We start from the raw sequence: 13,781 nt of genomic DNA, 5'->3' as shown, positions 1-13,781 counted from the left end.
ATGACGCGTCGGTGGCGGGGTTGTTCCCCGCGATGTGGTAACGCACAAGACGATCATGAATGATGGAGCGGGCGGCATGGCGCGAAAACGGATTGCTTGGTGGCTGGCCGGTGCGGCGTTGGCGGTGGCTGCGGGCGCGGCATGGGCACAGCGTGCATCGGGCGCCGATCCCTATATTTGGCTCGAGGACAAGGACGGCGCGCGCGCGCAGGCCTGGGTCGCTGCCGAGAATGCGCGCACGCTGCCGCGCTTGCAGAACGACCCGCGCTATCCGCAATTCCATGCCGAGGCGTTGGCGATCGCAGCGGCGAAGGACCGCATCCCGATGCCGCAGCAGCTGATGGGGCAAATCGTCAATTTCTGGCGGGACGCCGATCATCCGCAGGGCATCCTGCGCTGGACCACGCTGGAGGACTATGCCGCGCCGCAGCCCGGCTGGCGCACGTTGCTCGACGTCGATGCGCTCAGCAAGGCCGAGGGGCGCAAATGGGTCTACAAGGGCCTGACCTGCCTTGCGCCGGAGGAAAGGTTCTGCCTCGTTGCCTTGTCCGAGGGCGGCGAGGACGCCGTGACCTATCGTGAATTCGATCTGGCGGCCGGGGCGTTCGTCGCGAACGGCTTCACGCTCCCGACCTCGAAGCAGGGCGTGGCGTGGCTTGACAAGGATCATCTGCTGGTCAGTCGCGATTGGGGTGCGGGCACGATGACCGCATCGAGCTATCCGTTCGTCGTCAAGAAGGTGGCGCGAGGCGCGCCGCTGGCTGAGGCGACCGAGATATACCGCGGTGCGCCCGGCGATCAGCTCGGCACCTATGCCAGCGTCATGACCGACGGTGACGGCAACCGCGCGGTGTTCATCGAGCGGCAGAAGACCTTCTTCGGTGCGGATCGATTGTTGTGGACGCCAGCCGGCGTGACGAAGTTGGATCTGCCAGCGCGCACGGCGCCTGCGGCGATGGTCGATGGCCAGGTGGTGTTCACGACCAGCGAGCCCTGGGGAGCGATCCCGACCGGCGCGGTCGCGTCGGTAACGCTGAAGGCGCTGGAAGCCGGCCGGATCGCGCCGACGCTGATCTTCGCGCCGACGTCGCGACAGGCGGTGAGCGGCGTCGATGCGACCCGTCATCATCTGATCATCGACTATACCGACAACGTTCGCGGGCGGATCAGCGTCTATACGCCTTCCGCAAACGGCTGGACGGCGCGGCCGATGACGCTGCCCGACAACGCCAGCTTCGGTATCGCGGGCACGTCGGACCGGAACGATACCGCGTTTCTGGCGACCACCGGCTTCCTGACGCCGACCACGTTGGCGCGCTTCACCGCCGGGAGCGACGCTGAGCCGCGCCAGGTGAAGGCGCTCCCCGCCAAGTTCGACGCGCGCGGGCTGGTGGCCGATCAATTCGAGGCGACGTCGACCGACGGCACCAGGGTGCCCTACTTCATCGTCCACCGCCGCGACGCGCCGCGCGACGGCAGCACGCCGACCATCATGACCGCTTATGGCGGCTTCGAGTTGCCGATGTTGCCGAGTTACTCGGCGATCACCGGCAAGTTGTGGCTGGAGCGTGGCGGCGCCTATGTTTTGGCCAACATCCGTGGTGGCGGCGAGTTTGGCCCGGCGTGGCACGATGCCGGGCGCAAGACCAAGCGGCAGGTGATCTACGACGATTTTGCCGCCGTCGCCAAAGACCTGATCGCGCGGCGGTTCACCAGCGCGAAGAAGCTCGGCATCTATGGCGGATCGAACGGCGGCCTGCTGATGGGGGTCGAGTTCAACCAGCACCCCGAGCTGTGGAAAGCGGTGACGATCCAGGTGCCGCTGCTCGACATGCTGCGCTACGAGCAGATCGCCGCCGGTGCGTCGTGGGTCGACGAATATGGATCGGTGTCGGTGCCCGAGGAGCGCACGTTCCTCCGCCGCATCTCACCCTATCATAACATCCGGCGTGGGGCGGCCTATCCTGAGCCATACATCTGGACCACGACCAAGGACGACCGGGTCGGCCCGCAACATGCGCGCAAGTTCGCCGCACGGCTCAAGGAATATGGGCTGCCCTATCTGTTCTACGAGGATACCGCGGGCGGCCATTCGGGCGATGCCGACATCGAGCAGGGCGCGCGATTGCAGGCGTTGCAAATGACCTATTTCGCGCAGAAGTTGCTCGGTCCCCGCTGAACGGCTTGGTCGCGAACGAAGCGTTTCCGGATGTCGATCTTGCTGCGGTGCGGCACGATCGGCTATGGCGCGCGCGATGAACGCCGAAACCGAGAGCCGGCCAGCGCCGGTGGTGCCCGATACCGTTCCCGTCGTCTTCGAGGCGATCGTCAAGTTACAGGCGATCGCCGCGATGTACAATCGCGGCAGCGTCACGTTGGCGCCGCACATCCTCTACACGAAGCATGGCGAGATCTATCTCGACGCCGTAACGCTCGAACGTGACGGGCAGCCGCCCAAGGAGCCCAAGATCGGTGCTTTCAAGCTAGCCGGGCTGAGCGCGCTGCGGATCACCCCGCGACGCTTCAAGCCCAGTGAGCTTTTCGTGCCGGGGGAAGAGCGGTACGTCGGGTCGACCTTGCTGTCGGTCGAGAGCTGAGACGATGTTGAAGCGGTGCGCAGTCAATGCTGCGTCCGCTTACAATCCCGCGGTCTGGACGATCGTCAGCAACAGCCAGTAGAGCCCTCCGGCCAGCAGCATCGCCACCGGCAAGGTCATCAGCCAGGCGGCGGCAAGCTGGAGCAGCGTGCGGCGTTGCAGTCCGTGGCCGCTTGCCACGGACGCCCCTGCAACCCCGGACGACAGGATGTGGGTCGTCGATACCGGAAGTCCGAAGCGATCCGCGGCAAGGATCGTACCCGCCGCCACCAGCTCCGCTGACGCACCCATGCCATAGGTCATGTGCTGCTTGCCGATCCGCTCGCCGACGGTGACGACGATCCGCTTCCAGCCGACCATCGTCCCAAGCCCAAGCGCCAGCGCAACCGCCACCTTGACCCACAGCGGAATAAAGCGCGTACCGCGTTCCAGCCGGGTCCGATAATCGGCAAGGGTCGCCTTCTCGCGGTCATCAAGGCCGCTCTTCTCCGCGGTCGCGATCATCCTGGTCGTATCCATGACCAGGTACATGTCGTTGCGGATGTTGGGGGCGGCACTGGCCGGCACCTGCCCGAGCGAGCCATAGCTCGCGACGCGGCGGGCGAGATCGTCGGAGACGGCGATGACCGCACCATAGGTCCGCCGGTTTACGACGTCGCGCTTCTTCAACGACCCGCGCAACATATCTCGTGCGCGCGGCGCATTCACCGGCGCGGCGCCATGCGCGATTAGTGTCGCGCTGGCGGCTGCGGCGCTCTGGACGAAGGCGGGGGTCTCGCTCGCCGGCAGGGTGCGGTTTAACGCATAGGCCGTCGGCGCACAGCCGATCAGGATGAGCATGATCAGCCCCATCCCCTTCTGCCCGTCGTTCGAGCCATGGCTGAACGACACCGCGGTACAGGTGAAGATCAGCAGCGCCCGAATGCCGCGTGGCGGTGGCGTGTCGCCTTCCGGCGGAGTCATGAGCTGTGGATTGCGGGCGAGGTGACGGATGACGAGCAGCAACAGCGCGGCGGCGCCGAACCCGATCAGCGGCGCCATCCACAGCCCCGTCAGCACCTTCGTCGCCTGTGACCAGTCGACCCCCGAAGTGCCCCCGGCGTCGCTGGTCAGCAACTGGTTGGCAAGCCCGACCCCGAGCACCGAACCGATCAGCGTGTGGCTCGAGCTGTTGGGTAGACCGACGTACCAGGTGGCAAGGTTCCATAGTACCGCGGCGAACAGCAGTGCGAAGATCATCGCGAAGCCGGCACCCGATCCGACGTTCAGGATCAGGTCGACCGGGAGCAGCGTGATGATCGAATAAGCCACGGCGCCCGACGAGAGCATCACGCCGAGAAAGTTGAAGAAGCCGGACCAGACCACGGCGAATCGTGCGGGAAGGGCATTGGTGTAGATAACGGTGGCCACCGCATTGGCGGTGTCGTGGAAGCCGTTGACGAACTCGAACCCGAGCGCGATCAGCAGCGCGAGGCCAAGAAAGGCGAATACGCCGAGCGCCAGCTGCTCTCCGACCTGGTGCGTGTCGATCAACACGCTTACCCCTGCATAACCGAAGCCGGCAAGCACGATCGCCAGAAACGCGAACCTGGCCAAGGGGTGGGCCGGGCCATCGAACGAGCGCGTCGCCGCGAGCGGTGACGAGGACGACGCCTCAAGGACAGTGGATGCCATGACGAGTCGTGCTGTCGGCGGTTAGCGTGACAGTTTGATGACCGATGGCCGATCCCGGTCAGCACTCGTCGAATAAGGAAATCAGCCCATGCCGGGATAAGTGGCAAAAGCGGGAAGCGCGTCGATCCGGTCGAGCCAGGCCAGCGGCTCCTTGCACATGATCTGCGCGCCGGGCGCATCGCCCTCCGGTGAGTCGAGCGTGCCGGTCTGAATGTCGGCGAGTCCCGGCAAGACGACAGGATTGCGCTAGAATAGCCCGGTGCCACACGCACCGCAGAACGCCCGCACGCCGTGTCGTGCGAGGCATAGCCGCGAACAGTGCCGCTTACCGTGCCCCATCGTCGTGGAACGCGATCCAGCCGACCATCTCGGCGTGCCGGACCACCGTCTACAATCGGGGCAGTGACACAGCGCATGGTGCTCGGCTGCCCCGCCTGCGGTGTAGCGGATCGCTCCGCAATGGCATCGCGGGGTGACCGTCACTATGCCGTCTTATGTATTCGTTATGTTCCTTATTTCACGTTTGATGATCGCCCGCAATCGACTGGGCGAGCAAGGGGACGTCCGATGCCGCGCCTCGCTTCACCGCGGCGCCACAGCCGCCATCTCGGTCTCGCGTGGGTGCGACAATGCCGCGAGCCGCACTTGCGCCTCCTTGCGCATCTCGGCCTGACAGCGAAGCACGTCCAGCCGATCGCGAATGTTCGCAGCCGTACCGCAGGCCATCGCGGCGGCGCGGCGGGCACGCTGACGAAAGTGCTGCTGACCAGCGCTGGTGGCGAGGTCGAGGTCGCGTACCACGATCCGCGCAATGCGTGCGACACGGTCCGGTTCGGCGGTAACAGTCGCAGGCGCAAGAGTGAGCATCAGCGTGGCGGCAAGCGCGGCGCGATCAAGGCGGGTCATCCACGTAACTCCATCGTGATGTCGGCGACCGCATCGGCGTCGAGTGCTGGCGACTCCCGACGCGGCATGCTGCCGGCGCGGCGCGCCTAACGCGTTCGTTTTACCGTGGCGCGACCACCTCGTGACGCCTTGATGACCATTTCCACAGCGCCTTTCGCTTGCCCGTAGCCGGCGCGTTCCCTACCTGTTCGGGGTGACCGATCTTTCCACTGCCACGCAGGACCCGCCGTATCTGGCTGGGCTCAATCCGCCGCAACGTGAGGCGGTGCTGACCATCGACGGGCCGGTGCTGGTGCTCGCCGGCGCGGGAACGGGCAAGACCGCGGCCCTGACCGCGCGACTGGCGCATCTGTTGTGGACGCGGCGTGCTTACCCGTCGGAGATTTTGTCGGTGACCTTCACCAACAAGGCCGCACGCGAGATGCGGGAGCGGGTCGGACGGCTGGTCGGCGACGCGGTCGAGGGGATGCCGTGGCTCGGCACTTTTCATGCGATCGGCGCGAAGATGCTGCGCCGTCATGCCGAGCTGGTCGGGCTGCAGAGCAATTTCACGATCCTCGACACTGACGATCAATTGCGGCTGCTCAAGCAATTGATTGTCGCGGCCGACATCGACGAAAAACGATTTCCGGCGCGCTCGCTGGCCGGGTTGATCGACGAATGGAAGAACAAGGGCCTCATCCCCGCCGACGTCGATGCCGGCGAGAGCGAGCGCTATGCCAACGGACGTGGGGGCGACCTGTATCAGCAATATCAGGACCGGCTGAAGGCGGTGAACGCCTGCGACTTCGGCGACCTGCTGCTTCACGTCCTGACGATCCTGAAGCGCGACCGCGGCGTGCTGGAACACTATCAGCAACGCTTCCGCTACATCATGGTCGACGAATATCAGGATACCAATTCCGTCCAGTATCTGTGGCTGCGGCTGCTCGCACAGGAACGGCGCAACATCTGCTGCGTCGGCGACGACGACCAGTCGATCTATTCGTGGCGCGGCGCGCAGGTCGAGAACATCCTGAAGTTCGAGAAGGACTTTCCCGGCGCGAAGATCATCCGGCTCGAACAGAATTACCGTTCCACCCCGCACATCCTCGCGGCGGCGTCCGGCGTGATCGCCAATAATGGCGGACGGTTGGGCAAAGAATTGTGGACCGAGCTTGACGCCGGGGAGAAGGTCCGGGTGCTCGGCGTGTGGGACGGACCCGAGGAGGCACGACGCGTCGGCGACGAGATCGAGGCGACCCAGCGCAGCGGCAAGAGCCTCGACGACGTCGCAATCCTCGTTCGCGCGCAGCACCAGACGCGTGAGTTCGAGGATCGCTTCATCGCGATCGGCCTGCCGTACCGGATCGTCGGCGGGTTCCGCTTCTATGAGCGCGCCGAGATCCGCGATGCGCTCGCGTATCTGCGCGTCGTCAATCAGCCGGCGGACGATCTGGCGTTCGAGCGGATCGTCAACACCCCCAAGCGCGGGCTCGGCGACAAGGCGATCGCCAAGCTACACCAGCTCGCGCGCGCCGAGGGGCTGCCGCTGTCGATCGCGGCGGCGCGCATCCTCGATACCGACGAGCTGACCCCGCAGGCGCGCAAGGCGCTCGGGCGGTTTGTGGGCGACGTGGCGCGGTGGCGCGACATGGCGCGCGATCTACCGCACCCCGAGCTGGCGCGGCAGATCCTCGACGAAAGCGGCTATACCGCGATGTACCAGGCGGAGAAGTCGACGGAGGCGGCCGGGCGGCTGGAGAATCTTACCGAGCTGGTCCGCGCGATGGAGGAATATGAGAACCTCGGCGCGTTCCTCGAACATGTCAGCCTCGTTATGGACAATGAGGCGACGCGTGAGGACCCGAAGGTCACGATCATGACGATCCATGCCGCCAAGGGGCTGGAGTTCGACACCGTGTTCCTCGCCGGCTGGGAGGAGGGGCTGTTTCCCTCCCAGCGCGCGCTCGACGAGGGCGGGACGCGGTCGCTCGAGGAGGAGCGGCGGCTCGCCTATGTGGCGATCACGCGCGCGCGGCGGCTGGCCACGATCCTCCACGCCGCCAATCGTCGCATCTATGGGCAATGGACCAGTTCGATCCCGTCGCGGTTCGTCGGCGAATTGCCGCCGCAGCATGTCGACAGCGAGACGAGCATGTCGGGGGGCGAGAGCCTGTGGCGTGCGAACTGGTCGGAGCGTGCTGATCCGTTTGCCGACGTTGCGCGCGGCACCGGGCGCGGGCCGGGCTGGCAACGCGCGGCGGGTACGCTGGGCAGCAAGCCCGGCGGCGAATGGTCGAGCCGGACCTTCACGCGCGAACCGGCGCGGGTCGTGGAGAGCCGCGCCTCCGCGGTGAGCCTCGGCAACAAGGGGCGCGGCGACCTGAGCGTCGGGCAACGCGTCTTTCACCAGAAGTTCGGCTACGGGGCGATCGCAGAGATCGAGGGCAACAAGCTCGAGATCGACTTCGAGCAGGCCGGGCGCAAGCGCGTGATGGACAGCTTCGTCTCCGTTAGCTGAAGTGCGACTTTCCGCCGGCGTACGGGTTGGGCGGGCAGGAGATGCGCCATGTCCGAAACCGCCGAGAAGTCCGATCCTGCCTTATGGGAGAAGGTAAAGAACGAGGTCACCGCCGGGGCGAAGGGCGGCAAAAAGGGGCAATGGTCGGCGCGGAAGGCGCATCTGGCGGTTGCTGAATATAAGAAACGTGGCGGCGGCTATGAGGGCGGCAAGGACGCAGACAACTCGCTCCACCAGTGGACCGAGGAGGAGTGGGATACCAAGTCGGGCAAGCGGAGCGGGGAGAGCGGTGAGCGTTATTTGCCCCGGGAGGCGCGCGATGCGCTCTCCAAGAAGGATTATGCCCGCACCACGGCCAGGAAGCGCGCCGATACGAAGAAGGGCAAGCAGTTCTCCGCGCAGCCGGACGATATTGCCAGGAAGACGGCGGCGGCCCGCGACCATCGCACGCGCGACGAACTTTATGTCGAGGCGCAGAAGCGCGGGATAGTGGGGCGGTCGAAGATGAACAAGGCGCAGCTGCGCGAGGCGTTGGCGCACTGACCCGAAAAATCGGGGCGGCCTCGATAGACCGCCCCGTAGTTCAGGGAATGGCCGGGCGAGGGGGGATTGCCCGGCGATATGCGACGCACACCGAAGGTGTCGCCGCACCAGCTTCCTCTAACCCGTCAACATTGCTGCCATGTGTCTTCGAAACCCGATTTCGTGACTGCAATGACATATTTTTGCCCGTTGACGAGCGGCAGTGGCTGCGCGGAGAGGGAGCATGGCCGCTTCCACATCGTCCGCCCCGACGCCGGGCGCTTCGCACCGCCGGATCCTGCTCGCCAGCCTCGTCGGCACGTCGGTGGAATTTTACGACTTCTACATCTATGCGACCGCCGCCTCGCTGGTGTTCGGCCCGCTGTTCTTTCCGGCCGGCGATCCGTCGGCGCAACTGCTCGCCGCTTATGCCAGTCTTGCTGTGGCTTTCTTCGCGCGCCCGGTCGGTGCTTGGGCGTTCGGGCATTATGGCGACCGGATCGGGCGCAAGTCGACATTGGTCGTCAGTCTAATGCTGATGGGCGGGTCGACGCTCGCGATCGCTTTCCTGCCGACCTATGCGCAGGCCGGATATCTCGCACCCGTGCTGCTGTGTCTCCTGCGCTTCGGGCAGGGCTTCGGCCTGGGTGGCGAGTGGGGCGGAGCGGCGTTGCTGGCGGTGGAGAACGCCCCGCCGGGCTGGCGCGGCCGCTACGGTATGGTGCCGCAGCTCGGCGCGCCGGTCGGGTTCATCGCCGCCAACGGCCTTTTCCTGCTGCTGGGGCTGGTGATGAGCGCCGAGGATTTCGTCGCCTGGGGATGGCGCATTCCCTTCGTCCTCTCGATCGTGTTGGTCGGACTCGGGCTGTGGGTGCGATTGAAGATCACCGAAACGCCGGCGTTCGCGCAGGTGCTCGAGGAGGGCCCACCGCCGTCGGTGCCGATGGGAGAGTTGCTTCGCGATCACTGGCGCGCGGCGCTGGGCGGCACGGCCGGCGCGATCGCCTGCTTCGCGGTCTATTATATCGCGACCGCCTTCGCGCTGGGCTATGCGACCACCCGGCTCGGGATCGCGCGGCCGACGATCCTGTCGATGCAGCTCGGCGCGATCCTGTTCATGGCGGCAGGGATCGTGCTGTCCGGGATCTGGGCGGATCATCGTGATGCGCGACATGTGCTGACCCGCGGCTGCGTCTTCGCGGTAATCGCGGGGTTCGTGCTGGCGCCAGGGCTGGGATCGGGGTCGCCGCCGCTGATGTTCGCGAGTCTGGCGGTGGCGCTCTTCGCGATGGGGTTCGTTTATGGGCCGCTTGGTGCATGGTTGCCCGGGCTGTTTCCCGCGCGGGTGCGCTACACCGGTGTCAGCCTCGCCTTCAACATGGCCGGGATCATCGGCGGCGGGCTGACCCCGGTGGCTGCCGAGACGCTCGCGCGTTACGGCGGCTTGTCGCTGGTCGGCGGCTATCTGGCGGCGATGTCGCTGGTGAGCCTCGTCGCACTTATGATGATGCGACCGCGAACTTCCATGTGAGAATCACCCGAGCCGCAGCAGCATCAAGCGCGCGCGGCCATGCGTCCGGTCGGCGTCGACGACGAAGCCGGCCGGCACCTCGCCTTCGCCCTTAGCGGTTTCGATCGATACCCAGGTCGCCGGGCCGATCCAGCCGAGTCGGGCCAGCTTGTCGGCGGCGACCGCGCCCGCACCGGTGGCATAGGGGGGGTCCATCATGACGATGTCGAGCGGTGCGCGCGCCGGGCCGATCGCCATGACCGAGGCAGGGCGAATGTCCGCGCCGGTCGCGCCCAGTTTGGCGACATTGGCACGCAGCGCATCAAGCGCGAGCTTGTCCTGTTCGACGAACAGGCAGGTGGCAGCGCCGCGCGAGAGCGCTTCCAGTCCGAGCGCCCCCGAGCCGGCGAAGAGATCGGCGCAGGCCAACCCCTCGAAACTCCCGACCCGGCTGGCAAGCATCGAGAACAAGGCCTCGCGCGTCCGATCCGCGGTCGGACGGGTGGCGTCGCCTTTCGGTGCGACAAGGGGGCGACCGCGCCACTGACCGGCGATGATCCTCATTTGCGCCCCCGCGGACGGGCACCGGGCTTAGGCTTCGGTTTGGCCCAACCGGGCTGGCGCTTGATCCGCGCGGGACGCTGCGGGGTGAGGGGCCGTTCCTCTGCTGCGCGCGCTGCCGGCTTTGCCGCAGGGCGTGGGGAAAGCGGCGCATTGCCCGGAGCTTTCGCAGACGCGCCTGCCGCGGCGCGGGACGGCTGCGATGCGCCACCCGGGCGGGGCGGCGGCGCGGACCGCAGCTGAGCGCCTGACCGGACGCCACCGGCGGCGCGCGACCCGCCGGCGGTCGGACGAGCCGTGGTCGACACGCGGGACGCAGGCGCACGCCGGCTCCCCGGCACCGCGACGTCGGCCACCGGTGGACGCTGTCGTGCGGCGGCCTTCAAGGTCTGCCGGAAGGCAATCAGGTCGGCGACGCGGACTTCACCGATGTCACCGACCGGCAGATCGCCGAGCACGAACGGCCCGTAACGGGTGCGGATCAGGCGGCTGACGCGCAGGCCGAGATGTTCGAGCACGCGGCGCACCTCCCGGTTCTTGCCCTCGCGCAGCGTCATTTCGATCCAGACGTTCGCACCGGTCCGGCGTTCGAGGTTGGCATCGATCGCGCCATAGCGGATCCCCTCGATTTCGATGCCGTGGATCAATTCCTCGAGCTGCGCCTGGCTGATCTGGCCATAGGCACGCGCGCGATAGCTGCGCTCGACGCCTGTCGCCGGCAGTTCGAGCTGCCGCTTCAACTCGCCATCGGTGGTGAGCAGCAGCAGTCCCTCGGTGTTCAAATCGAGCCGTCCGACCGGAACGAGCCGCGGCAGGTCCTTGGGCAGGCGATCATAGATCGTCGCGCGTCCGGCCGGATCGCGCTCGGCGGTGAGCACGCCGGTCGGCTTGTGGAAGAGGAAAAGCCGTGTCGGTTCGGCGGCTGCGACCGGCTGGTCATCCACCGTGACCCCGTCGAGCGACGCCAGCACGGTCGCGGGGGTGTCGATCACCACCCCGTCCTTGGCAACGCGGCCCTCGGCTATCATCCGCTCGACCTCGCGGCGCGAGGCGACACCCGCGCGGGCGAGCAGCTTGGCAATGCGGTGCGGGGAACGTTCGTCGGCCATCCCGGTCGCTTACGGTCTGCGGCCGTCGGCAACAAGGACCGTGATCACCGGACGATCGGTGGGGACATAAATCCGTTCAGCGGGGTTGTGGGAGGAAGACGATACCGGGGCGAAACAAGTGATGTTGTTCGGGCGGAAACAGCGATCCATCGATAAGCTGCTGGTCGTGGAGGACGAGCCGCTGGTGGCGTTCGATACCGAGCATCTGCTGAGTGAACAGGGCTTTACCGTGGTCGCGACCGTCGACCGTGTTGCGGATGCCGTGCGGCTGATCGAGGGCGGGGTGGCGCTGGATCTGGTGCTGGTCGACGTCAACCTGGCCGACGGCAGCGGGATCGATGTCGCGCGCGCGGCATCGCAGCGTGCCATCCCCGTGCTGTTCGTGACCGGCGCATGCCCCGTTGATGCGGAAGGAGTAGCGGTCGGCTGCCTCGCAAAACCCTATACTTCCCGTGACTTGCTCGCGTCGATCGATGCGATCGAGTCGTGGGTCGAAGGCAGGAAGCCAGCGCGGATGCCTGGTGGATTGCGGTTGTTCGGCGGTGGATCGTCGATGACCGGGCTTACCTGACCGTCATTTCGCGCTAAGCCGGACGCCAGGCTTATCGAAGGCGATGTGGATGGCGGCGCGGACGGACGGACGGACCTGGGTGGATGGTGTCCGCCCGTATCTGGAGCGCGGGCCGGTGGCCGCGTTCGCGCTGGGAGTGTCCTCGGGGTTTCCCTATGCGATGATCGCCGCGACCCTGACCACGCGGCTGGCGCAGAGCGGGATCGACAAGAAGACGGTGACGGCGTTCAGCCTCGCGTTCCTCGTCTACAATATCAAGTTCTTGTGGGCGTGGGTCGTGGATGGCGTGCGGCTGCCGCTGCTCGGGGCGTTGGGCCAGCGGGTGTCGTGGCTGCTGGTCGCGGGGGTGCTGGTGATCGCCGCGGTCGCCAATCTCGCGCTGGTCGATCCGCGCGCCAGCATCGGCGCGACCGTTACCGCCGCGATCCTCGTCGCGGTGGCAGGATCGACGTTCGACGTGGTGATCGACGCCTACCGCATTGAAATACTGGAGCCGCGCCAATTGGGCGTCGGCTCCGGGATGAGCCAATATGGCTGGCGGATCGGGTCGGCAGGGGCGGCGTCGCTGGCGCTGTTCGTCGCCGCGCGGCACGGCTGGACCGCCGCCTATCTGGTGACCGCAGTGCTCGCATTGCCCGCCATATTGGCGGGGTTGATCGTCGGGGAGCCGCGGCGGCACCGCGATGTCGAGCCACGGCGCGGGGTCGGTCCCACGCTGGCGGCGATCTGGCGACCGTTCGTGCAGTTTTTTGCGCGTCCCGGTGCGTTCGTGGTGCTATTGTTCATCCTCATCCACAAGATCGGTGACACGCTGGGACAATTGGTGCTGCGGCTGTTGCTCAACGACACCGGATTTACCAACGACGAAATCGCTTTGTACGACGTCGGGGTCGGTTTCTGGGCGTATCTGATCGGTATTTTCGCGGGCGGGGTCATGTATGCACGGCTCGGTCTGAAGCGGTCGGTGCTCATCAGCCTCGTGCTGATGGCGGTGTCCAACGCCAGCTTCGCGGCGCTCGCGGCCGCCGGGCACAGCAACCCCGGGCTCGCGGGGGCGATGACGTTCGAGAATATCGCGTCGGGGATCGGCGGGGTGACGGTGGTCGCCTATTTCTCGGCGCTGTGCGACCTGCGCTTCACCGCCGCGCAATATGCGCTGATCTCCGCGGCAGCGAGCGTGGTCGGGCGGATCGTCACCGGAGCGAGCGCGGGCGCACTGGTCGAGCGGGTCGGCTATGTCAATTTCTACCTGTTGACGGTCGTGCTGGCGGTGCCGGGCGTGGCATTGTTCTGGTGGATGAGTCGCTCGGGGCTGGTCGACCGATCGGTCGGCAGCGCGGGCACCGAAGGGCCGGGCGACGCGCGCGACGGCGCCGCCGCCTGAATCAAAGGCAGACCGGTCGTCCCTCGTCGGCGAAGGCGGCGGCCAGCGCAGCGGCGCTGGCCAGGGCGCCGTCGACATGCCGCTGCCCGAGCAGGTCCTCCATCAGCAGCCGCGCGCCTTCGGTACGCGTCTCGACGCGCGCGAGGATCGCGAGCAGCACCTGCTCCGAGGCGGTCATCCGCGCACAGCAGCAGGGCGCGATCGCGATCGGCACCGTCGCATTGCCGGCAAGATCCGCCATCAGCGCGCGCATCAGCAGCAGCGGGCGGCGGAACGCCTCGCCGAAGCCGGTGAAGAAGCCATGTGCAGCGCGTGCATCCGAAAGCCCGTGTGCCCCCATGCGGCGCATCGCGAACAGGATGACGCGGGCGTTGGGACAATCGGGCAGCGCGTGCGGCAAGGCGTTGGTGGTCAGGACAGGGGCGGGAAGCTGGGTCATGGGAC

Annotated in this window: 14 protein-coding genes; 7 read left to right on the top strand and 7 right to left on the bottom strand. The window is 66.7% G+C overall.

Going from position 1 to position 13,781, the window contains the following annotated elements; translation table 11 throughout:
- The first annotated feature begins 76 nt into the window (after window positions 1-76).
- Together FHS97_RS00860 and FHS97_RS00855 are read left to right on the top strand one after the other, a co-directional pair.
- Entirely contained in the window at window positions 77-2,179 is a 2,103-nt protein-coding gene (locus FHS97_RS00860) for a prolyl oligopeptidase family serine peptidase (RefSeq protein ID WP_184032478.1), read from the top strand.
- Between the two features lie 76 nt (window positions 2,180-2,255).
- A complete protein-coding gene (locus FHS97_RS00855; RefSeq protein ID WP_184032476.1) occupies window positions 2,256-2,597 on the top strand; it encodes a hypothetical protein in 342 nt (113 codons plus the stop codon).
- Between the two features lie 39 nt (window positions 2,598-2,636).
- Here the strand turns inward: FHS97_RS00855 and FHS97_RS00850 are convergent, their stop codons facing one another.
- The 4 genes from FHS97_RS00850 to FHS97_RS00840 all read right to left on the bottom strand — a co-directional run bounded on the left by FHS97_RS00850 (window position 2,637) and on the right by FHS97_RS00840 (window position 5,177).
- Window positions 2,637-4,271, bottom strand: coding sequence for an inorganic phosphate transporter (locus FHS97_RS00850; protein WP_184032474.1), 1,635 nt, complete (start codon window positions 4,269-4,271; stop codon window positions 2,637-2,639).
- A gap of 81 nt (window positions 4,272-4,352) precedes the next feature.
- Window positions 4,353-4,502 (bottom strand): hypothetical protein, encoded by a 150-nt coding sequence (locus FHS97_RS17195; protein WP_184506723.1) that lies wholly within the window; start codon window positions 4,500-4,502, stop codon window positions 4,353-4,355.
- Between the two features lie 15 nt (window positions 4,503-4,517).
- Window positions 4,518-4,754 carry a GFA family protein gene (locus FHS97_RS17820; RefSeq protein WP_484592882.1) on the bottom strand — a complete coding sequence of 79 codons (237 nt, stop codon included), beginning with the start codon at window positions 4,752-4,754 and terminating at the stop codon, window positions 4,518-4,520.
- A gap of 99 nt (window positions 4,755-4,853) precedes the next feature.
- Window positions 4,854-5,177: a UrcA family protein gene (locus tag FHS97_RS00840; protein ID WP_184032472.1), complete on the bottom strand. Its 324-nt coding sequence runs from the start codon at window positions 5,175-5,177 to the stop codon at window positions 4,854-4,856.
- Between the two features lie 193 nt (window positions 5,178-5,370).
- On the opposite strand from FHS97_RS00840, the gene FHS97_RS00835 reads away from it, so the two are divergent.
- From FHS97_RS00835 to FHS97_RS00825, 3 genes are all read left to right on the top strand, one after another.
- Window positions 5,371-7,680 carry a UvrD-helicase domain-containing protein gene (locus FHS97_RS00835; RefSeq protein WP_184032470.1) on the top strand — a complete coding sequence of 770 codons (2,310 nt, stop codon included), beginning with the start codon at window positions 5,371-5,373 and terminating at the stop codon, window positions 7,678-7,680.
- A 48-nt stretch (window positions 7,681-7,728) separates the two neighbouring features.
- The gene (locus FHS97_RS00830; RefSeq protein WP_184032468.1) at window positions 7,729-8,223 is read left to right on the top strand and encodes a DUF5872 domain-containing protein; all 495 of its coding nucleotides are present in this window, start codon (window positions 7,729-7,731) and stop codon (window positions 8,221-8,223) included.
- 223 nt (window positions 8,224-8,446) lie between these two features.
- Window positions 8,447-9,733: an MFS transporter gene (locus FHS97_RS00825; RefSeq protein WP_184032466.1), complete on the top strand. Its 1,287-nt coding sequence runs from the start codon at window positions 8,447-8,449 to the stop codon at window positions 9,731-9,733.
- 3 nt (window positions 9,734-9,736) lie between these two features.
- Here the strand turns inward: FHS97_RS00825 and rsmD are convergent, their stop codons facing one another.
- Complete coding sequence (gene rsmD / locus FHS97_RS00820) at window positions 9,737-10,276, bottom strand: 16S rRNA (guanine(966)-N(2))-methyltransferase RsmD (RefSeq protein WP_184032464.1); 540 nt, start codon at window positions 10,274-10,276, stop codon at window positions 9,737-9,739.
- On the bottom strand, window positions 10,273-11,382 hold the full coding sequence (locus FHS97_RS00815) for a pseudouridine synthase (RefSeq protein WP_184032462.1): 1,110 nt from the start codon (window positions 11,380-11,382) through the stop codon (window positions 10,273-10,275). The genes rsmD and FHS97_RS00815 overlap by 4 nt, the downstream gene beginning before the upstream one ends.
- Window positions 11,383-11,503: 121 nt before the next feature.
- On the opposite strand from FHS97_RS00815, the gene FHS97_RS00810 reads away from it, so the two are divergent.
- Together FHS97_RS00810 and FHS97_RS00805 are read left to right on the top strand one after the other, a co-directional pair.
- Window positions 11,504-11,953, top strand: coding sequence for a response regulator (locus FHS97_RS00810; protein ID WP_184033003.1), 450 nt, complete (start codon window positions 11,504-11,506; stop codon window positions 11,951-11,953).
- Between the two features lie 49 nt (window positions 11,954-12,002).
- Window positions 12,003-13,337, top strand: coding sequence for an AmpG family muropeptide MFS transporter (locus FHS97_RS00805; protein ID WP_184032460.1), 1,335 nt, complete (start codon window positions 12,003-12,005; stop codon window positions 13,335-13,337).
- Window position 13,338: 1 nt separating this feature from the next.
- On the opposite strand, the gene FHS97_RS00800 is transcribed toward FHS97_RS00805, so the two are convergent.
- Window positions 13,339-13,776, bottom strand: a complete 438-nt coding sequence (locus tag FHS97_RS00800) for a DUF6628 family protein (protein ID WP_184032458.1) — start codon at window positions 13,774-13,776, stop codon at window positions 13,339-13,341.
- Window positions 13,777-13,781: the final 5 nt, after the last annotated feature.

Origin of the sequence: Sphingomonas endophytica (assembly GCF_014199415.1) — a bacterium.
Taxonomy (GTDB): domain Bacteria; phylum Pseudomonadota; class Alphaproteobacteria; order Sphingomonadales; family Sphingomonadaceae; genus Sphingomonas; species Sphingomonas endophytica.
The sequence above is the reverse complement of the archived record's forward strand: the minus strand, read 5'-3'. Positions and strand labels throughout refer to the sequence as shown.